The sequence below is a fragment of the Micromonospora sp. NPDC049230 genome, from assembly GCF_040647875.1.
Lineage (GTDB): Bacteria > Actinomycetota > Actinomycetes > Mycobacteriales > Micromonosporaceae > Micromonospora.
In genome coordinates this window covers 16072-36539 of record NZ_JBEZCZ010000001.1, presented here as the reverse complement: position 1 = coordinate 36539, position 20468 = coordinate 16072, and the positions used below count along the sequence as shown (strand labels likewise).

The following is a 20468-nucleotide window of genomic DNA, read 5'->3' as shown; positions in this document are numbered from 1 at the left end:
ATGCCGTAGCGGTGATGGTGGGGGTCGATGGGTTACCGCGCCGCCGGTTCACCTCGACGAAACACTGTCGTGTTGGACACGACACTAAGTTGCGAGTGTCAATGTGTCCATACCTTCCGGCGGTACAGCGCCAACTTTCGTCGATCTGATCGAAAGTTGGCGATCACGCCCGGCGGTCGATCGCCTGTCCGGCCAGCGCGACGAGCGCCGCACGCGCCTCGTCAGCCACCATCGCGTTCTGGAGGGCACCGAGCGCGGCCTCGGTCCGGACGCGGATCATCTGCTCGATCCGCTCCAGGGCACCTGTCGTCTCGATGATCCCGCGCAGCTCCGCCGCGCCTTCGGCGTCCAGCGCCGGATTGCCGAACAACTCCCGCAACCGGACGGTCTGCGACCGGTCGGCGGCACTGCGCGCCAACGCCATCATCACCGTGGGCTTGCCCTCACGCAGGTCGTCCAGGACCGACTTGCCGGTGACCGCCGGGTCCCCGAAGACGCCAAGCACGTCGTCGCGGAGCTGGAACGCGTCACCCAACGGGTCACCGAACTCGCCGAGCGCGTCGATCAGGTCCGGCTCCGCGCCGGCCAGGGCCGCCCCGATCTGCAACGGCCGGGTCACCGTGTAGCGGGCAGCCTTCATCCGGATCACGGTGAGCGCGCTGGCCACCGAGCCGTCACCCACACCCGAGACCAGGTCCAGGTACTCCCCCGCGATCACCTCGGTGCGCATCAGCGCGAAGACGCCGTACCCCCGGTGCACCTGTTCGGTGCTCAGCCCACACTCGTGGAACATCTGGTCCGACCAGGCGGCGCAGAGGTCCCCGCAGAGCAGTGCGGTGTTGCGCCCGTACGCCTCCGGGTCGCCGCGCCACGCCGAGCGGGCGTGCAGGTCGGCGAAGAGCCGGTGCACGGACGGCTCACCCCGGCGGCGGTCGCTGCCGTCCAGGATGTCGTCGTGGATCAGCGCGAACGCGTGGAACAGCTCCAGCGCCGCCGCGGCCACCACGATCGGGGTGCTGTCGGGCGCCCCCGCGCCGCGCCAGCCCCAGTAGCAGAACAGCGGGCGGAGCCGCTTCCCGCCGGCCAGCACGAACCGTTGCAACGCGGTGAACACACCGCGCGGCGCGCCGTCGGGCCAGTCCGGGCCCTGCCGTTCGAGGAACCCGGCCAGCTCGGCGTCGAAACGCGCCCGCAGCCCGCTGGCGTCGGCGGGCGCGACGGTCACCGTCACGACCCCTCCCCCGGCCCACCGTCACGCAGCCCGGCCAGCTCCAGCAGCAACGCCTTGACCTCGGTGGCCGCGATCTTGTCCCGGGCGGCCGTCGGGTCCGAGCAGAGCAGCACCGGGGCGTCCGCCGGGTCGTCCGGCAGCCGCCCGTGCGAGCCCTTCACCGCCCGCGCGCCGGCGTCCAGGCCGACCGCGCTCATCAGGTACCGCATGCCGAGCTTCTTGCGGGCCAGGGCCACCCCGGCGCGGGCCTTCGCGGCACCGGGGTTGGCCGGGTCGAAGAACAGCTCGGCGGGGTCGTACCCCGGCTTGCGGTGGATCTCCACCAGCCGGGCGAAGTCCGGCGCCCGATCGTCGTCGAGCCAGTAGTAGTACGTGAACCAGGCGTCCGGCTCGGCCACCAACACCAGCTCACCGGCGCGCGGATGGTCCAGACCGTGCGCGGCCTTGCCCTCGGCGTCGAGCACCTCGGCCACCCCGGGCAGGCCGGCGCAGAGCTTCGCCACCGCCGGCACGTCGGCCGGATCCCTGACGTAGACGTGCGCGATCTGGTGGTCGGCGACGGCGAACGCCTTCGACGTCCACGGGTCGAGGTATTCCATGCCGGCCTGGGTGTGCACCCGCAGCAGCCCCTCGGCGCGCAGCAGCCGGTTGACGTCCACCGGCCGGGACACGTCGGTGATGCCGTACTCGGAGAGCACCACCACCGTGGCGTCCCGGGCGCGGGCGGCGTCCAGCAGCGGCCCGAGCACCGTGTCCAGCTCGGCTGCCGCGGCGGCGGCCTGGGCCGAGGACGGGCCGAAGCGTTGCAGGTCGTAGTCGAGGTGCGGGACGTAGACCAGGGTGAGGTCGGGTGACACGTCGGCCAGGATCTGCTCGGCCGCCTGGCAGATCCACCGCGACGACGGCAACCCGGCCGTCGGCCCCCAGTAGGTGAACAGCGGGAACGTGCCCAGCCGCCCGGTGAGCGCGTCGTGCAGCTCCGGCGGGTCGGTGTAGCAGTCCGGTTCCTTGCGACCGTCGGCGTAGTAGACCGGGCGGGGCGTCACCGTCCAGTTGACGTCCGCGCCCATGGCGTACCACCAGCAGACGTTGGCCACCGTGTAGCCGGGCTCGGCCCGACGCGCGGCCTGCCAGAGCTTGTCCCCGCCGACCAGCGCGTTGTGCTGCCGCCACAGCAACACCTCACCCAGCTCCCGGAAATACCACCCGTTGCCGACGATCCCGTGCCCGCTGGGCGGCTCGCCGGTGAGGAAGGTGGACTGCACCGAGCAGGTCACCGCGGGCAGCACGGTGCCCAACTCGGCCCGGAAGCCGCCGTCGGCGACACCCCGCAGCCGGGGCATGTGCGCCAGTAGTCGGGGCGTCAACCCCACCACGTCGAGGACCACAAGTCGTCGGCTCATCGCGTCATCCCCATGCTCACGGTTCGGTCTGTGGTCAGGCCGAGGCCGACCAGTTCGTCTCGGGCGAAGGCCAGCTCCGCGGCGATGCCGGCGGCCAGCTCCGCGTCGGTGCCGGGCCGTCGTGCGGCGGGCAGCACCCCCCAGGTGTACGTCTCGACGTCGAGGTGGTCGCAGCCGGCGGTCGGGCCGTCGAAGAGCGCTCTCAGGGCCGCGCGGAGCACCGGCAGGGTCGAGCCGAGCGGCTCCTCGGGTGGGGCGTGCAGCGGCACGTGGTAGTGCACCCGCCACGGGCCGGGCAGCTCCCGGTCCAGTGCCTCGTCCAGGTCGTCGGCCGCGTACGCCGGGTCGGCCGGGTCGGCCAGACCGGCGCAGCCGGCGCCCCGGGTCTGGTGCAGGAAGCGCGGCTCCACCCAGCGGCGCAACGCGTCGGCACCGCCGGCCGGGTCGGCCGCCTCGACGGCGGCGGAGACCTGCACCTTCACCACCGGCAGCCCGGCCGCCCGCAGTCGCTCCAGGGCCTCGGCCGGCTCCTCCCAGGCGCACGCCAGGTGGGCCAGGTCCACGCAGACACCCAACCGTTCGGTGTCCATTCCGGACAGCAACTCGGCCGCCTGACCGGTGCTCTCCACCACGCAGCCGGGCTCGGGTTCGAAGGCGACCCGCACCTCGCGGCCGGTGTCGCGCCGCACCTCGGCCAGACCGGCGGCCAACTGGTCCAACCGGCCTCGGGCCGCGTCGGCCCGAGTGGTGTCCCAGGGCTGCCGCCAGGCCAGCGGCAGGGTCGAGATCGAGCCCCGCGCGGCGTCGTCGGGCAGCAGGTCGGCGAGCACCCGGGCCAGATCCAGTGTGTACGCGAGGCGCTGCTCGGTGGTCCAGTCCGGGTGGTACACGTCCTGCTTGACCACCGGGGCCTGGAAGGCCGAGTACGGGAAACCATTGAGGGTGACCACCTCCAGCCCCCGCGCGGTCAGCTCGGTGCGCAGCCGGCGGCGCAGCGTCGGGTCGGCGGCCAGCTCGGCGGCGACCGGGGCGGCCAGCCACAGGCCGAGCCCGAGCAGGTCACCGCCGAGCGTCTCGCGGACCGGCACGGCGTAGGTGTCCAGTTGACCGAGGATCCCGGCGAGATCCTCGGCGGGGTGCACGTTCGTGCAGTAGCTGAGGTGGACGGTGTCGCCACCGGCGTGTCGCAGCCGCATCAGCTGCCGCCGCGCAGGATCGAGTTGCCGGTCTGCGGGTCGACCTTGGCGGTGACGTCCAGGTCGCTGAGGTCGAGCCGCCCGGACTGCCCGTAGAACTCCACGGGGTTGCGCCACAGCACCTTGTCGACGTCGTCGTCACTGAACCCGGCCTCCAGCATCGCCTCGCCGGTGGCCCGGGTCAGCAGCGGGTCGGAGCGCCCCCAGTCGGCGGCCGAGTTGACGAGCATCCGCTCGGTGCCGTACTCGCGCAGCAGCTCCACCATCCGCGACGGGGTCATCTTGGTGTCCGGGTAGATGGAGAAGCCCAACCAGCAGCCGCTGTCGCGGACCAGCTTGACGGTCACCTCGTTGAGATGGTCCACCACCACGCGGCCCGCCTCGATGCCGGATTCGGCGACCACGGCGAGGGTGCGTTCGCAGCCGCGCGCCTTGTCCCGGTGCGGGGTGTGCACGAGCGCCGGCAGGTCGTACGCCACGGCGAGAGCGAGCTGCGCGGCGAACGCCTCGTCCTCCTCCGGCGTCATCGAGTCGTACCCGATCTCGCCGACCGCCACCACCGCGTCCTTGTCCAGGTAGCGGGGCAGCAGGTCGAGCACCGGGCGGCAGCGCGGGTCGTTGGCCTCCTTGGGGTTCAGGGCCACAGTCGCGAAGTGCCGCACCCCGAACTGCCCGGCCCGAAACGGCTCCCACCCGATCAGCGAGTCGAAGTAGTCGGTGAACGAGGCGGCGCTGGTGCGCGGCTGACCCAGCCAGAACGACGGCTCCACCACGGCGCGTACGCCGGCGGCGGCCATCCGTTCGTAGTCGTCGGTGGTGCGCGAGGTCATATGGATGTGCGGGTCGAAGATACGCATGTCACGCCTCCCGGGGCAGTGCGGCGGTGAGCCGGTCGAGCAGGTCGGTGGCGTCGGCGGGCAACTCCCGGCCGGCGGCGTTCCGCTCCGCGGCCAGCGCGGCGAGCATCGCGGCCAGCTCCCCGTCGGCCCGGCTGTCCAGGTCGGCCACGGCCACCAGGGGGACGCCGCTGAACACGCACTTGAGCACCGCCTGCCGCCAGGCGGCCGGGTCGAGGTGCCGGGCGTACGGGCCGAGGGCCGCGGCGACCAGGCGGGTGTCGTTGGTGCGGATCGCGTCGTGCAGCAGCGGCACCCCGGCGGCGCCGATCGGCAGCAGGGGCAGGGCCCGCAGCACGGCTCGCCGCTCGGCCGCGTCACCGTGCTGGTAGAGGCTCTCGGCGTACGCCGCGTGATCGCTGGGCAGGCTGGTCAGCAGCAGCACCCGGGCCGCGTCGTCGGCGGTCCAGCCGGGGGCGTCGGGCAGCTCGGCCCGGCCGCAACGTCGGCCGGCGGCGGGGAAGAGCCGGGTGATCGCGGTGGGCTCGGCCGCGACCCGGCGCAGCGCCGTGTCCAGCCAGTCGGGATCGGGTACGCCTCCCAGCGCGGCCCGCAGTGAATCCGGTGTCATCCCGTCTCCTCCCTCGTGCTGCTCCAGGCGCCCCACCACCACCCTTTGCTCTGCACCTACATGTGCGCCGGGGCCTCGTCAGCGGGTGTCGCCCGGGTGGGTGCCGCTGCGGCGGCGGCGCGCAGGAAATCGATGGACCGGGCGGCCACGTCCGGTGCGGCGTGCGAGTCGCGCGGCAACTCGACGGCGACCAGCCCTCGGTAGCCGGCCTCGGCCAGGGCCGTCAGCACCGGCGGGAAGTCGATCTCGCCGACGCCGAACTCCAGGTGCTCGTGCACGCCTCGGCGCATGTCGTCGATCTGCACGTTGACCAGGTGCCCGGCCACCTCGGCGACGCACTGCGGCACCGGCCACGGCTCCAGGCACCGGCAGTGGCCGATGTCGAGGGTGATGCCGAACCGGGCCGGGTCGCCGAGGGCGGCACGCAGCCGACGCCAGTCGGCGATGTCCTGCACCAGCATCCCCGGCTCCGGCTCGAAGCCGAGGGTGACGTCGGCGGCGTCCGCCGCGTCGAGCACTGTGGCGCAGCCGGACACCAGCCGGTCCCAGGCGCACTGCGGTGACACCGTCTCGGGCCGGACGCCGGCCCAGAACGAGACAGCCTCCGCGCCCAGGTCGGCGCCGATCCGGACGGCCCGGCGCAGGAACTCGACCCGCTTGGTCGGGTCGTCGTGCAGCAACGTCGGGGCGTGCTTGTGCCACGGGTCGAGCAGGTAACGGGCCCCGGTCTCGATCACCACCGCCAGGCCCAGCTCCTCCAACCGGCGGCCGAGGACGGCGACCCGGCGCGCGAGCCCCGGGGCGAACGGGTCCAGGTGGTCGTGGTCGAGGGTGAGCGCCACCCCGTCGTAGCCGAGGTCGGCGAGGACGGCGAGCGCGTCGTCGAGGCGGTGGTTGGCGAAGCCGTTCGTGCCGTACCCGAGGCGCAGCGTCGTGGCGTCGGCCGTCGGCGGTGCGGATCGGGGCCGCGGAGCTGTCATGTCGGCGAGACTTTCCGGGCCAGGCGTCGACCCAGCGGCGCGGCCGCCGCGACGGCCAACCCGAGCAGGCCGGCGCCACCCCGCGCGGTCAGCGCCCCCTGGAGGGCGGGCAGACCGGTGATCCCGGCGCCGACGGCGGCACGAACCCGCCCGGCCGACGGATCCCGGATCACCTCGGCCTGGGCCGCGCCGTAGCGGGCGGCGTACCACCCGGCCAGCACAGCGGGCAGCACGGCCGCGACCCCGGCCGATCGGGTACGACTCGCGCGTCCGCCGACCTCGTCGTTGGCACCGCCCTGGTCGGCGGCACTGGCGGCGGCGCGTCGGGCGTGCGGAAGGGCGGCACTGGCGGCGACCAGCGCCGTGCCCGCGAGGGTGCGCATCGGCAGCGCGGCATCCGCGCCACTGACCTCCCGGCGGGACAGCGCGGTGACCGTCCAGGTGTGCGCGGCGACGGTGACCGCCGCCGGCAACGCCCTGGTCACCCGGCCGCCGGACGCGCCGAGCAGCACATCCAGGCCACGGCAGGCGGCCATCACGGCCGGACCGGCGGCGGTGTTCTTCGCCAGCAGGTCGTACCCCCAGATGGTGGCGGCCAGCGGCACGGCGAGCGCGGCGGCGCGGCGACCGCCCACGGCGGCGGCCAGGCCCACGCCGGCGGCAGTGAGGCCCGCCGCGAGGCCGACCGCGGCGGCCGGGGTGATCCGCCCGCTGGGGATCGGCCGCTCGGGCCGCTCCACCGCGTCCAGGCCACGGTCGGCCCAGTCGTTGGCGGCCATGCCGGCCCAGTAGAGCAGCACCGAGGCGCCGGCCAGGGCGGGGGTACGCGGACCCAACGCGCCGGCCGCCGCCGCGCCGGCGACCACGTCACCGGGGACCGAGAGCGCAGCCGGCGCCCGGACCAGCTCGGCGAGGTCAGCCAGCGTGGTCATCGGCACCGTCCCCGCCGGTGTGCAGCAGCCGAGTGAACTCGGTCAGCCGCGCCCACTGCTCGCCCAGCGAGTGGCCCGGTGAGCCGAGCGGGTCCTTGAAGAAGAAGCCCAGCTCGGTCAGCGGCCCCACGTGCCCGGCGGCGTGCGCGGCGGCGGTGAGTCGGGCCAGGTCGAGCACCAGCGGCGCGGCCAACGCGGAGTCGCAGCCGTGCCAGGTGAACTCCATCCGCATGCCGGTGCCGAGGAACCCGGCGAAGGTGATCAGATCCCAGGCGGTCTTGAAGTCGCCCAGCTCCTCGACGTACTCGATGCGGGTGCCGCCCTGCGGGACGTAGCCCAGCGTCTCGCCGAGCACCCGCTGCTTGCTCTGCACCTTCGCGGCGTTGGCGGCCGGGTCGGCGAGGGTGGCGCCGTCGCCACCACCGAGCAGGTTGAACCCGGACCAGGAGCGCACGTCCAGGTTGCGCATCGCGAACATCGGCGCGAGCACGGACTTGACCAGTGTCTCCCCGGTCTTGCCGTCGTGCCCGGCGTACGGCAGGCCGGTCTCCTCGGCGAGCGCGGCCAACGCGGGCAGCCGCAGCCCGGTGGACGGGGTGAAGTCGACGTAGGAGCAGCCGGCCAGCAGCGCCGCATACGCGTAGAGGGAGCTGGGGGGCAGCACGTCGTCCGGGCCGGTGAGCGCGGCGCGCAGCGCGTCGGGGTCGCTGTGCCCGGGGTGCGGTGCCGCGGTGGCCTCGGTGGCGGAGACGTTGACGACCACCACCCGGTCCAGCCCGTGCCGCTCGCGGAAGCTGGTGAGGTCGCGGACCACGGCGTCGGCGCGATCGGCCTGGGTGCCCCCGACGGGTGCGGGGCGCAGCTCCTGCTCGACCGCGCCCAGCTCGTCCGGGAGGGCTGCGACCAGCCGCCAGGGGATGACGCCCGCGTCGGCCAGTGCCTCGGCCCGCTTGGACAGCGGGGTGGTCGCCAGGTCGTGCCCACCGAAGACGAGGTCCGCGAAGGCCGGCAGGGCGGGGCCGCGCAACTCGGGCAGCTCGGTGACGCAGCCGGTGGGCCCGGCCAGACCGGCTCGCAGCGCGAGCCCTCCGACGATGCTGGTGGTCGCGACGGAACCACGCGCTCCTATCAGCCAGACACCTGTTCGCATGGTGCTCCTTCCCCGTTCTCGAGGAATCGTCGGTACCGCTAAATATAGGAATATCAGAATAAGTTTCGGAAAGATATGGCCTTGCTTGGATGGGCCCCGCCCGCCCGACCCGCACCGAGACGGCACCGGCTTCCGACGTCGACGTCGGCGGCGGCGACGCCGGACCGGTCCCCGGTACGGGTGCGGGCAGACGGGGCTGGCAGGCAGGGTCGGGTCGGCGTCTCGACCCTGCCTCCCCCGCATTCGGTCTCCACCGGTGGTGGCGGTCCTCCGGTGCGGCCGGGGAATCCCGGTCCGGTCGCACCGGACGACCGTCCTGCTCGTGCGCCACCGGGCCGTACGGCCCGGCTGCACGCTCTCCGTCGCCGACCTCGTCCCGACCGCGGGGCGCAATCCGCTGTCGGTCCCTCGCCGGTCGGCGTCGGAAAGCCGGTCGGGCGATGGCGGTGCGAACACCGCCGTCGCGAACGGTCAAAGGTCAGGCGGCGGCTGTGACAAGCGCCGGTTCCACCTCGGCCCAGGATGAGCCGAGTTCGGCCGAGCGGGCCACCGCGTCCAGCACCAGCTGGACCTGCAACGCGTCGGCGAAGGAGGGAGTCGGGTCGACGCCGGTGGCGACCGCCTCGATGAAGTCGCGCATCTCGTGCGTGAACGAGTGCTCGTAGCCGATGATGTGGCCCGGCGGCCACCACGCCGACATGTACGGGTGCTCGCCCTCGGTCACCAGGATGCGGCTGAAACCCTGCTCCACGGTAGGCCGGGTGGCGTCGTAGAACTCCAACTCGTTGAGCCGCTCCAGGTCGAAGACCACGCTGCCCAGCGAGCCGTTGATCTCGACACGCAGCGCGTTCTTGCGACCGGTGGCGAACCGGCTCGCCTCGTACGTGCCCAGGGCACCGCCGTCGAGCCGGGCCACGAAGACCGCGGCGTCGTCGACGGTGACCGGCCCGGTGGGCACCGAGCCGCCGTCCACTGTGGCCGCCAGACCACTGGACTCGGCCGGCAACGGCCGCTCCTTGACGAAGGTCTCGGTCACCGCGCTGACCCCGCTGATCCGCTGACCGGTGACGAACTGGGTCAGATCGATGATGTGCGCACCGATGTCACCGAGCGCGCCGGAGCCCGCCCTGTCCTTCTGCAACCGCCAGACCAGCGGGAACTGCGGGTCCACGATCCAGTCCTGTAGGTAGGTCGCACGGACGTGTCGAATCACCCCGAGCCGTCCGTCGGCGACCATCTGGCGCATCATCGTGACCGCGGGGACCCGGCGGTAGTTGAACCCGCACATCGACCGCACTCCGGCGGCCCGGGCGACGTCCGCCGCGGCGGTCATCGCCCGCGCCTCCGCCACCGTGTTGGCAAGCGGCTTCTCGCACAGAACGTGCTTGCCGGCAGCCAGTGCGGCGAGGGCGATCTCGGCGTGACTGTCACCCGGTGTGCAGATGTCGACGACGTCGATATCGTCCCGGTTGATCAGATCACGCCAGTCCGTGGTGGACGCGTCCCAGCCGAGCCGATCGGCGGCATCTGCCACCTTCGTTGTGTCTCGACCGCAGATCAGCGCCATCCGGGCCCGCGCCGGCAGGTCGAAAACGCGGTTCACGGTACGCCACGCCTGTGAGTGCGCGGCGCCCATGAACGCGTAGCCGACCATGCCGACCCGCAGTTCTTTGTCTGTCGTGGACAAGGTGGCCTCCCCTGGTATGTCAGAACCCGAGCTTGTCGTAGCTGCTCGCGTTCTCCTTGGTGATCGTCTCCGAAGCCAGGGTCACTTCCTTCGGAACCTGCAGCTCCGTCAGGTCGCCCAGGCCCCGACCCTGCGCGACGAGCCGCGCGAGCGAGATAGCCGACGAGGCCATCGACGGGTTGTAGGTGACAGTCGCCTTGAGCACCGTGTTGTCGGCCTTGATCGCGTCGATCGCGAGCTTGGAACCGGCGCCGCCGACCATGAAGAACTCCGACCGGTTGGCCTGCTTGATGGCCGCGAGCACACCGATGCCCTGGTCGTCGTCGTGGTTCCAGATCGCGTCGATCTTCGGCAGCGCCTGGAGCAGCTGGGACGCCTCGCGCTGGCCGCTGTCCGAGGTGAACTCCGCCGAACGGCGGTTCTTCACGGTGAAGCCGTAGGTCGCCAGGGCGGCCTTGAAGCCGTTGCTGCGCTCGACGGTCAGCGGGATCTCCAGGCCGGCGATCTCACCGATGACCGGGTTGGTGACACCCTTGTCCTTGAGCATCTTGCCGATGAAGTGCCCGGCCGAGACGCCCATGCCGTAGTTGTCACCCTTGATCACCAGCCGGGAGGCCAGCGCGTCGGGGAACGCCCGGTCGAGGTTCACGATCGGGATGCCCGCCTGCATCGCCTGGAGGGCAACGGCGTTGACCTCCTTGCCGTCGTGCGGCAGCACGACGATGATGTCCGGCTTCTGGGCGATCAGCGTGCCGAGCGTGGAACGCTGGGCCTCCGAGTTCGACCCGCCGTCGACCTCCTTGAACTCCACGTCCGAGTAGGCCGCGGCCTGCGCCTTGGCGTTGGCGTGGATGGCGCCCATCCAGCCGTGGTCGGCGGCCGGGGCGGAGAAGCCGATGACGACCTTCTTGCCCGGGGCGTTGTTGCCCTCGGCGTTGCCGGCGGCCTTGGTCTGGGTGCTGGCCGCCGGGGTCTCGTTGCTGGTGCAGGCGGTGAGCAGGGTGGCGGCGCCAACTGCGGCTCCACCGAAGAGCAACCGGCGGCGCGACAGGTCGCGACTGTGCTGGGTCATGAAAGACCTCCTGGGAGCGGAATTTCAGTTGATAAGGGTGTGCGGGGCCCGGCCACCGTCGAATTTCTCGACGTGGCCCGGGACATCGGTGCGGTGCGTCAGGTTGCGGTGGTGACCCTGTTCCGCGCGAGGAGCCGAGTGACTGACTTGAACTGGAACTGCTGGATCAGGACGGCGGCGACGATGATGCCGCCCTTGACCATGTTCTGCGCCTCGATGGAGAGGCCGTTGATGGCGAAGAGGTTCGTGATCGTGGCGAAGATGATGACGCCGAGCAGCGAGCCGACGATCGTGCCCCGGCCACCGCTGAGCAGCGTCCCACCGATGATCGCCGCGGCGATCGCGTCCAGCTCGTACAGGTTGGCCATCGCCGCCTGCGCCGAGGTGGCCTGCGAGGTGAGCATGATGGCCGCGATGCCGCAGCACAGACCGGAGAGCGCGTAGAGCAGCATGGTGTGCCGCCGGACGTTGATGCCGGCCAGTCGGGCCGCCTCCGGGTTGCCGCCCACGGCGATGGTCCGCCGGCCGAAGGTCGTCCGGTTGAGCAGGATCCACCCGGCCACCACCACCGCGCCCAGGATGTAGACGAGGATCGGAATCCCGAGAACCTTGCGCGCCGCGATGTCGTTGATGAAGGTGCTGCTCGACACCTGGGTCTGCTTGTTGGAGATCGACGCCGCGAGCCCCCGGGCTGCCACCAGCATCGCGAGGGTCGCGATGAAGGGAACCAACCGCCCGTACGAGATGAGCACGCCGTTGACCAGGCCGACGCAGATGCCGACCACCAGCGCGGCGAAGATCATGCCGCCGGCGCCGTAGCTCTGGGTGGCGACAGTGGTGCACCAGACACCGGCCAGCGCGACGATCGCACCGACCGACAGATCGATGCCCCCGCCGATGATCACGAAGGTCATCCCGACAGTGACCACGCCGACGACCGACGCGAGTTGCAGGATGGCCAGCACGTTGTTCCAGACCCACGTCGGGTCGCCGTACAGGTCGGGCTTGGTGATCGCACCGACGATGATGAGCGCGGCGAGCACCCCGATCAGACCGAGGTTTCGCTTGGCGCCGTCGCCACCGTCACCCCGCCACCAGGAGAGCCGACCCGCGCCCGCCGCCTTGTCGCTGGCCACCGCCGTCTCCGCCGGGTCCACCGGCGGCGACTGTGCCGGAAGCTGCGGGCGCTCCGGTGTCGCGGTGGGAGTGGGAGTCGCGTCGCTCATGCCGGTGCGCCTTCCATCAAGGACCCCGCCATCACGAGGTCGAGCACAGTGTTTTCGTCAAGTTCGCCGGCCGCCGCTTCACGCACGACCCGCCCTTCCCGCATCACCAGCACCCGGTCGGCCAGACCCAGCACCTCGGGCACCTCGCTGCTGACCAGCAGCACCCCGACGCCCTGCGCGGCCAAACCCCGGATGACCTGGTAGAGCTCAGCCCGGGCGCCCACGTCCACGCCCCGGGTGGGCTCGTCGAGCAGCAGCAACTTGGTGCCGCCGAGCAGCCAGCGCCCGACCACCACCTTCTGCTGGTTGCCACCGGACAGCGTGCGTACCGGCCGGTCGACGTCCCGGGGCCGCAGCTCCAGGCTGTCGGCGATCCGGTCCGCCTCGGCGCGCTCCTTTGCCGCGTTGGTGAAGCCGAGCCGCGCGTACCGGCCGAAGGTGGCAAGCGTGACGTTGCGGTAGATCGGCTCGCCGAGCAGCAGCGCCTGGCTCTTGCGTTCCTCCGGGGCCATCCCCATGCCGGCCCGCACCGCGGCGCCGACGCCGGGACGCAGCACGTTCCCGTTCATCCGGACCGACCCGGCCTCCGCGAGACGGGCGCCGTAGATGGTCTCCAGCAGCTCCGAGCGGCCGGAGCCGACAAGCCCCGCGATGCCGACGATCTCCCCGGCGCGCACGTTCAACGAGACGTCAGCGAACTCACCCGTGCGGGTCAGCCCCTCCACCTGGAGCAGATCGGCGCCGGCGGGGTCCTCGGCCGGGCGGTCCGGGAAGACGTACTCGATGGTGCGGCCGGTCATCCGGCTGACCAGGTCACGGGTCGGGGTGTCGCGCGCCGGCAGGTTCGCCGCGGTGGTCCGGCCGTCCTTGAGTACGGTGACCCGGTCACCGATCTCGCGGATCTCCTCCATGCGGTGGGAGATGTAGATGACGGCGATGCCCTGCGCGGTCAGCTCCCGGATGATCCGGAACAGGTTGCCGACCTCGTCGTGGGCCAGCACCGCGCTCGGCTCGTCCATGATGATCAGTCGGGCCTCGTGCGAGAGCGCGCGGGCCATGCTGACGATCTGCTTGCCCGCGGCCGGCAGCGACCGGACCATCCGGCCCGGCGGGATCTCGCCGTGGCCCAGCCGGCTGAGGATCTGTCGGGTGTGCCGGGCCATCCGGCCGCGCCGGACGAACCCGAAGCTGCGGTACTCGTGACCGAGGAAGGCATTCTCCGCCACCGACAGGTCCTCGACGAGGTCGAGCTCCTGGTAGATGGTGGCGATGCCGGCCTTCATCGCGGCCTGCGGGTTGGTGAACGCGGCCGGCTCGCCACGCCACTCCACCTGCCCGGAATCCGGTTGGTGCACCCCGGAGAGCACCTTGATCAGGGTCGACTTGCCGGCGCCGTTCTGCCCGAGCAGGCAGTGCACCTCGCCGGCACGCACCTCCAACTGCACGCCGTCCAGTGCGCGTACACCGGGGAAGGTCTTGACCACATCGGTGAGGCGCAGGACCACCTCGCCCGCGACGGTGTCGGCGGGAGCCTCGACCAGCGGTGCCTCGGCGGCGGCCTCGGCCGACGCGGTGGCGGGGTCATCCTCGGACAGAGCCACAGTCTCCTCCTCGCTCACGACAGGATTTCGGTCAGGTTCATGCGGCTTCCCCGAAGGCGACATCGCCGGCGAGCACCGCCGCGCCGGTGACACCGGCGCGTCCACCCAACTCGGACAGCACGACCGGCAGGTTGCCCGTGGCCAGCGGCAGCGACCGGCGGTAGACCACACTGCGGATCTCGGCGAGCAGGATGTGCCCGAGTTGGGCCAGCCCGCCGCCGATCACGATCATCGACGGGTTGGTGAAGCTGACCAGGCCGGCGAGCACTCCACCGACCCGCCGTCCGCCGTCACGGATCAGTTGGATGCACGTCACGTCGCCCTCGACGGCACCCTCGGCGACGTCCAGCGCGGTGACCACCCCGCGCAGCGCCAGTCGCTCGGCCAACGCCGGCGACGTCCCGCTGCGGGCGGCGGCTGCGGCGTCCTTGGCCAGTGCGGCACCGCTGAACAGCGCCTCCAGGCAGCCGACGTTGCCGCAGGAGCACATCGGACCGTGCGAGTCGACCTGGATGTGGCCGATGTCGCCGGCGCAGCCGTCGGTGCCCCGGTAGACCTCGCCGGTGAGGTAGATGCCGCACCCGATGCCGGTGCCGATCTTGATGAAGAGGAAGTCGTCCACCGAGTGGGCTACCCCACCGTGCCGCTCGCCGATCGCCATGATGTTGACGTCGTTGTCGACCACCGCCGGGCAGCCGTGCTCCCGGCTGAGCAACTCGCGCACCGGGAACCGGTCCCAGCCCGGCATGATCGGCGGCGACACCGGAACGCCGTCGCGGAAGCTGACCGGCCCCGGAACGCCGATGCCCACCGCGTCCAACCGCTCGTACGCGCCGTCGACCCGGGCCTTGTGCAGCAACTCGTTGACCCGTTGCAGTGTCACCTTCGGTCCATTGCGGATGTCGGCCGGCTCCGCGTACTGGGCGACCGGTTCGAGGCGGCCGTTGACCACCTCGATGTCCATCGAGCTGGCGCCGAGGTCGACGGCGGCGAAGCGCAGCTTCGGGTTCAGCTCGACGAGTGTCGAGCGCCGCCCACCCCGGGACGCGGCGAGCCCCGCCTCGGCGACGTAACCCAGCGCGACAAGGCGATCCAGCTCGGCCAGCATGCGCGGGCGCGGCATCTGGAGTCGGTCGCCCAACTCGGCGCGGGAGACGGCCCCCTCGTCGCGGAGCAACCGCAACAGTCGTACGTGCAGGGGGTCGGCGGTCCGCACCGGGGGGTCACCTCTTCATTGGCATCGTTCACATCGACGCAATGTCGAAGTGTTGTGCCCGACACAGTAGGAGCGCGCTGTGCCGCGTGTCCAGAGCTTCAACCGTTCCGAGATGAACTTTTGTCCGAAAGAACAAAAGCTACTAGTCGATCAAGAAAAGGATCACGGGCGGCCCTCGTCCGCTCGCCCGCAGTTTCATCGACACACACGAAAACGCCCCGCCAGTCGATCTTTACTGGCGGGGCGGTGGGCTGCGCGGACGGTCGGTGCGGAGCCGCCGGTCGGTCCTCGCTGCGGGAGGGCGGCCGGTGCTTGCCGGTCGGCCCCCGGTGCGGGAGGGCGGCCGGTGCGGGAGGGCGGTCAGCGGCGGTTGGCGGCGTTGCGCTTCTTGCGGAGCTTGCGGTCGTCGCGCAACTCGACGTACGGCTCGTCGTCGACGCCATGGCCGGCCGCGATGGCGCGGCCCCGCTCCAACTCGGCGTCGAACTCGGCACCCAGCAGGATCGCGATGTTGCTCAGCCACAGCCAGATCAAAAAGACGATCACCCCGGCCAGCGCCCCGTACGTCTTGTCGTACGAGCCGAAGTTGCTCACGTAGAGGGCGAACAGGCCGGAGATCACCAACCAGATCACCACGGCCAGCACACCGCCCGGGCTGACCCAGCGGAAACCGCCGTGCCGCGCGTTCGGTGAGGCCCAGTAGAGGATGGCGAACATCAGGCTGACCAGGATCAGCAGTACCGGCCACTTGGCGACGTCCCACACCGTGACCGCCGCCGCGCCGAGGCCGACCACGTCCCCCACCGTCTCGGCGAGGCGGCCGGTGAAGACCACGATCACCGCACTGGCCAGCAGCAGCACTCCTACCACCGCTGTCACGCCGAGCCGGATCGGCAGCGTCTTCCAGATCGGACGACCCTCCGGCACGTCGTAGATGCTGTTCGAGGCGCGCATGAACGCGCCGATGTAGCCGGACGCCGACCAGAACGCGGCCACCACACCGGCGATCGCCGCGATGCTGGCCAGGCTGCCGTTCTTGTCCGCCGCGGTGATCGCGTCGACGATGATCTGCCGGATGCTGCCCTCCGGCACCGCCTGGTTGACGGTGTCCTTGACCCCCTCGGTGGCGCCCGCGCCCAACAGACCGAGGATCGAGATCAGCACCAACAGACCGGGGAAGATGGACAGCACCCCGTAGTAGGTGAGCGCCGCCGCCCAGTCGGTCAGGCTGTCGTCCTGGAATTCGCTGACAGTGCGCCGCAGCGCCGCCTTCCAGCCGCTGCCGGGTAGATCGGTGGGGCTGTCCGGCCCCGCGTCGGGTCCGACCGGCGCGCTGGCGTCGCCGCGTTCCCGGCGGGCGACTGACTCGTCCGAGGTCATCGCCCCTCCTCGTCGTCGATGGTGGTGGTGGTGTCACCTCCGACATGCCCCGTGGACCCGCGCCGATAACCCGGACCCCGCTCGGCGTTTCGACATTTGATCGACTCGGCCGTGCACCACGCGAATCGCGCGCCGCGCAGGTCCATGGTCACCGTGGATGGCCCGGGCCGCCGGCACGTCGGTCCTTGCATTCTTTCGGGGCAATGCGGTTCGCCGGGATTCGGCAACACCCCACTGGCCAGCGCGATAACAAGAAGGTCACATCGGCAAGTTTTTTCGGCTGGCGGCCGGGCGAGATCCAACCCGACCAAGCCAGCTAAAGCAGCACCAAACCGGCGCGCGGAGACGATTGATGTGACTGTCGGTGATCACGAGTTGGGGGATGCGTGTCCGTGACGCCGACAACTCACAGCCGCCGCGAGCGGACCACAGAGCCCGCACGACCTGCCGAGTCGTCGCTTGTGTGAGACTGTTGCCGACAGGAAGCCTATTCGACAATCGACATTCCCGGGGATTTCCCTCACCAATCAATAGTCACCCACAGCAATCACGTTCAACAATATTCCCATACAGCGCAGTCCCCCGTATTGTCCCCCAGCGTGTCATCCGTGCACCCCGTTCAGGACGCCGTCCCCTCGCCCCGAGACGACGACGCGCCCACACCGGTCGACGTCGACGAACGGCCACTGAGGCCACCCGCCGCGAACGGCCCGACCACCGAGAACGGCCCACCCGCCGAACCCGGTGGGGCCGACCCCGCTCCCGTGGCCGTCGGCGGCCAGCCCGACCGCGAGTTGACCGCACAGTTCGAGGACGAGAAACCGGGCCGGGTGTTCACCGGGCCACTCGGCCTCTTCGTCGCGGGCGTCACCCTTGCCGTCGCCCTCCTCGCGATCTACCAGGTCTTCTTTCCGCTGGCGCAGGGCAGCAAGTTCTACCTGATCATCTTCCTCGCCGGCGTCCTGCCGATGGTCTTCCTGGCGTATCCGTCGGGAGTGCGCCTACCCCGACGAGGCACCCCGGCAGCGGTCGCCGACCCGGCGAGCAGCTCGACGAGACGGACGCGCCCCACCCCGGTCGACTGGGTGCTCGCCGTGGCCGCCTTGCTGAGCTGCCTCTACCCGGTGGTGCCGGTGGCCGTCGGTACGGGCGGCGGCGGATACGACGCCTTCCTCGATCGGCAGGGGCTGCTCGACCCGGTCGACCTGGTGTTGGGCACCGTGCTGCTGCTCCTGCTGCTGGAGGCGTGCCGCCGGACCACCGGCTGGATCCTGCCGGCGGTCTGCCTGCTCTTCCTGGCCTTCGGCTACTACGGCGGGCTGCTGCCGCAGTCCTGGCCGGTGGCCCATGCCGGCCTCGACTTCGGGCAGCTCGTCGACGCGTTCTACAACTCCGACAGCGGCTTCTACGGCACCCCACTGGACGTGGCCGCCTCGTACATCGTGCTCTTCACCATCTATGGCGCGGTGCTGGACCTCTCCGGCGCCGGTCGATTCTTCGTGGAACTCTCCGCCGCCGCGTTCCGCCGCTCCCGAACCGCACCGGGACGCACCGCGGTGGCCGCCGGCTTCCTCCTCGGAACCGTCTCGGGTTCGGGAGCGGCCACCACGGTCAGCATCGGCTCGGTCACCTGGCCGATCCTGCGCCGCGCCGGCTATCCGCCGGAACGGGCCGGCGGCATGCTCGCCGCCGCCGGCGTCGGCGCGATCCTGTCGCCGCCGACGCTGGGGGCCGCCGCGTTCATCATCGCCGAGTACCTCGGCGTCTCGTACCTCCAGGTGCTCGGCTGGGCCACCGTGCCGACACTGCTCTACTACCTGGGCATCCTGCTCGCGGTGGAGATCGACGCCCGGCGCTCCGGAGTACGCCGGGTCACTATCGACGCCGGGTCTGCCCTTTCGCTGCTGGCCCGCTTCGGCTACCACTTCCTCTCGCTGATCGTGATCGTCGTGATGCTCGCCCTCGGCGCCTCGGCGACCAGGGCCGTGGTGCTGGCCACCGTGTTGGCGGCAGTGCTCTCCTTCCTGGACCGGCGGCACCGGCTCACCCCCGCACGCCTGGTCGAGGCGCTCACCAACGGAGTGCGCGGAGTGCTGGCGGTCAGCGCGGTCTGCGCCGCTGCCGGCATCATCACCGCCACCACCACCAAGACCGGGCTCGGCCCGCAGGCCGCGGCACTGCTGCTCAGCGGCGCCCAGGCGGTCAGCTCCGACCCGTTCGTCGTGCTCCTGCTCACCGCCCTGCTCGCCGCGCTCGCGCTCACGCTGCTCGGCCTGGCCGTGCCGGTCACCGCCTCGTTCGTGATCGGCTGGGTGATCATCGGTCCCGCGCTGCTCAACCTGGGCGTCGCCGCACCCGCCGCGGCGATGTTCGTCTTCTACTTCGCGGTGCTCTCCGAGGCCTCGCCGCCGACCGCGCTCGCCGCGGTGGCCGCCGCCGCCGTCACCGGCGGGCGACTGGTCCCGACCATGTGGCAGACCCTGCGGTACGCGCTGCCCGCGTACCTCATCCCGATCGCCTTCGTGCTCACGCCGACCGGGCTCGGGCTGCTCGGCATCGGCGGGGTGGACCGCATCCTGCTGGCCGGCCTGACCACCGCGCTCGGGGTCGCCGTGCTCGCGGTGGCGGCCGGCGGGTGGCTGCCCGGCATCGGCCCGGCCGGAAAACCCGAGCGGATCGTCGGCGCGCTCGCCGGGCTGGTTCTGCTGTGGCTCGAACCTGTCCCCGTCATGGTCGGCGCCGCCCTGGTCGCGCTCACCGTGGCGGGTGTTCTGCTCCGTCGCGGAACGGCCAACCGGACGGCCGTCGCCGACAGGGGCGTCAACCAGAAAGACCATCAGGAGGAGAACAGGTGAGACGGATCAACGTGCGAATAGCCGCGAGTCTCGGGGCAGTCACCCTGATCGCGGCCGGCGTCGCCGGATGCGGGGGCCGTCAGAAGAGCGCGGCCACCGACGACACCTCCAGCGCGGTCGGCTGCGAGGTCACCAAGGACACCCGGGTCGGCATCGCCACCGGCAACGCCACAGGGGTCTACTACGTCGTCGGCAACGCGCTCGCCGGGCAACTCGCCACGGCCAGCGGCGGCAAGCTCACCGGCACCGCCGCCGAGACCGGCGCCTCGGTGCAGAACATCGAGCAACTCGTCGCCGGCCAGTACGACGTCGCCTTCTCGCTCTTCGACACCGCGGTCAACGCGACGCAGGGCAAGGGGACCTTCAAGGGGCCGCAGCCGGTGAAGGCGCTCGCGCGGATCTACGACAACTACACCCAGGTCGTCGTCCGGGCCGACTCGGGAATCACCTCGGTCGCCGAGATGAAGGGCAAGAAGATCTCCACCGGATCGCCCAAGTCGGGCACCGAGGTCATCGCGCAGCGGCTGCTCACCGCGGCCGGCCTCGACCCGGCAAAGGACATCCAGGCGCAGCGGCTCGACCTGACCAAGACCGTCGACGGCATGAAGGACGGCAGCGTCGACGGCTTCTTCTGGTCCGGCGGCACCCCGACCGGCGGCGTCACCGACCTCTTCACCACGGCGGCCGACAAGGTGAAGTTCATCGACATCAGCCCGCTGCTGCCGAAGATGGCAGAGCTGAACCCCGCGTACCAGGCCGGGACGATCGGCAAGGACGTCTACAAGACTCCCGCCGACGTCCCGACCATCGTGGTGCCGAACGTGCTGCTGGTCCGCGACGACCTCGACGCCAACGTCGCCTGCGTCATCACGAAGACCGTGTTCGAGAAGAAGGACGCCCTCAGCCAGGCCAACCCGGCGGCCAAGGGCATCGACCTGGCCAACGCACGCAAGACCGACCCGGTGCCGCTGCACCGTGGGGCGGAGACGGCACTGACGAAGCTGAGCGCCGCAAGCTGATCCGATCGTCCCGGCCCGGGCCCACCGCCCGGGCCGGGCACCACCCCGACCCG

16 protein-coding genes are annotated in these 20468 nt (G+C 71.4%); 2 read left to right on the top strand and 14 right to left on the bottom strand.

Features of this window, described 5'->3' with window-relative positions:
- Positions 1–163 precede the first annotated feature (163 nt).
- The 14 genes from AB0A95_RS00140 to AB0A95_RS00075 all read right to left on the bottom strand — a co-directional run bounded on the left by AB0A95_RS00140 (position 164) and on the right by AB0A95_RS00075 (position 16541).
- Positions 164–1231, bottom strand: a complete 1068-nt coding sequence (locus AB0A95_RS00140; RefSeq protein ID WP_357553341.1) for a polyprenyl synthetase family protein — start codon at positions 1229–1231, stop codon at positions 164–166.
- On the bottom strand, positions 1228–2634 hold the full coding sequence (locus AB0A95_RS00135; protein WP_357553340.1) for a nucleotide pyrophosphatase/phosphodiesterase family protein: 1407 nt from the start codon (positions 2632–2634) through the stop codon (positions 1228–1230). The genes AB0A95_RS00140 and AB0A95_RS00135 overlap by 4 nt, the downstream gene beginning before the upstream one ends.
- Positions 2631–3830 carry a metabolite traffic protein EboE gene (gene eboE, locus AB0A95_RS00130; RefSeq protein WP_357553339.1) on the bottom strand — a complete coding sequence of 400 codons (1200 nt, stop codon included), beginning with the start codon at positions 3828–3830 and terminating at the stop codon, positions 2631–2633. Before eboE ends, AB0A95_RS00135 begins: the two co-directional genes overlap by 4 nt.
- Positions 3830–4687: a TatD family hydrolase gene (locus tag AB0A95_RS00125; protein WP_357553337.1), complete on the bottom strand. Its 858-nt coding sequence runs from the start codon at positions 4685–4687 to the stop codon at positions 3830–3832. Before AB0A95_RS00125 ends, eboE begins: the two co-directional genes overlap by 1 nt.
- A gap of 1 nt (position 4688) precedes the next feature.
- Positions 4689–5297: an EboA domain-containing protein gene (locus AB0A95_RS00120; protein ID WP_357553336.1), complete on the bottom strand. Its 609-nt coding sequence runs from the start codon at positions 5295–5297 to the stop codon at positions 4689–4691.
- Between the two features lie 56 nt (positions 5298–5353).
- The gene (locus AB0A95_RS00115; RefSeq protein ID WP_357553334.1) at positions 5354–6277 is read right to left on the bottom strand and encodes a sugar phosphate isomerase/epimerase family protein; all 924 of its coding nucleotides are present in this window, start codon (positions 6275–6277) and stop codon (positions 5354–5356) included.
- Complete coding sequence (locus tag AB0A95_RS00110; protein WP_357553333.1) at positions 6274–7209, bottom strand: SCO3242 family prenyltransferase; 936 nt, start codon at positions 7207–7209, stop codon at positions 6274–6276. Before AB0A95_RS00110 ends, AB0A95_RS00115 begins: the two co-directional genes overlap by 4 nt.
- A complete protein-coding gene (locus tag AB0A95_RS00105; RefSeq protein ID WP_357553330.1) occupies positions 7193–8359 on the bottom strand; it encodes an inositol-3-phosphate synthase in 1167 nt (388 codons plus the stop codon). Before AB0A95_RS00105 ends, AB0A95_RS00110 begins: the two co-directional genes overlap by 17 nt.
- A gap of 478 nt (positions 8360–8837) precedes the next feature.
- The gene (locus tag AB0A95_RS00100; protein WP_357553329.1) at positions 8838–10046 is read right to left on the bottom strand and encodes a Gfo/Idh/MocA family oxidoreductase; all 1209 of its coding nucleotides are present in this window, start codon (positions 10044–10046) and stop codon (positions 8838–8840) included.
- A 19-nt stretch (positions 10047–10065) separates the two neighbouring features.
- On the bottom strand, positions 10066–11118 hold the full coding sequence (locus AB0A95_RS00095; protein WP_357553327.1) for a substrate-binding domain-containing protein: 1053 nt from the start codon (positions 11116–11118) through the stop codon (positions 10066–10068).
- Between the two features lie 98 nt (positions 11119–11216).
- Positions 11217–12344 carry an ABC transporter permease gene (locus AB0A95_RS00090; RefSeq protein WP_357553325.1) on the bottom strand — a complete coding sequence of 376 codons (1128 nt, stop codon included), beginning with the start codon at positions 12342–12344 and terminating at the stop codon, positions 11217–11219.
- Positions 12341–13849, bottom strand: a complete 1509-nt coding sequence (locus AB0A95_RS00085) for a sugar ABC transporter ATP-binding protein (RefSeq protein ID WP_357553652.1) — start codon at positions 13847–13849, stop codon at positions 12341–12343. The genes AB0A95_RS00090 and AB0A95_RS00085 overlap by 4 nt, the downstream gene beginning before the upstream one ends.
- Positions 13850–13982: 133 nt before the next feature.
- Entirely contained in the window at positions 13983–15161 is a 1179-nt protein-coding gene (locus AB0A95_RS00080) for an ROK family protein (protein WP_357553323.1), read from the bottom strand.
- Between the two features lie 360 nt (positions 15162–15521).
- The gene (locus AB0A95_RS00075; protein ID WP_357553322.1) at positions 15522–16541 is read right to left on the bottom strand and encodes a YihY/virulence factor BrkB family protein; all 1020 of its coding nucleotides are present in this window, start codon (positions 16539–16541) and stop codon (positions 15522–15524) included.
- A gap of 608 nt (positions 16542–17149) precedes the next feature.
- On the opposite strand from AB0A95_RS00075, the gene AB0A95_RS00070 reads away from it, so the two are divergent.
- Both AB0A95_RS00070 and AB0A95_RS00065 read left to right on the top strand, forming a co-directional pair.
- A complete protein-coding gene (locus AB0A95_RS00070; protein WP_357553321.1) occupies positions 17150–19396 on the top strand; it encodes a TRAP transporter fused permease subunit in 2247 nt (748 codons plus the stop codon).
- Positions 19393–20415 (top strand): TAXI family TRAP transporter solute-binding subunit, encoded by a 1023-nt coding sequence (locus tag AB0A95_RS00065; protein ID WP_357553320.1) that lies wholly within the window; start codon positions 19393–19395, stop codon positions 20413–20415. The genes AB0A95_RS00070 and AB0A95_RS00065 overlap by 4 nt, the downstream gene beginning before the upstream one ends.
- The last annotated feature ends 53 nt before the right edge of the window (positions 20416–20468 follow it).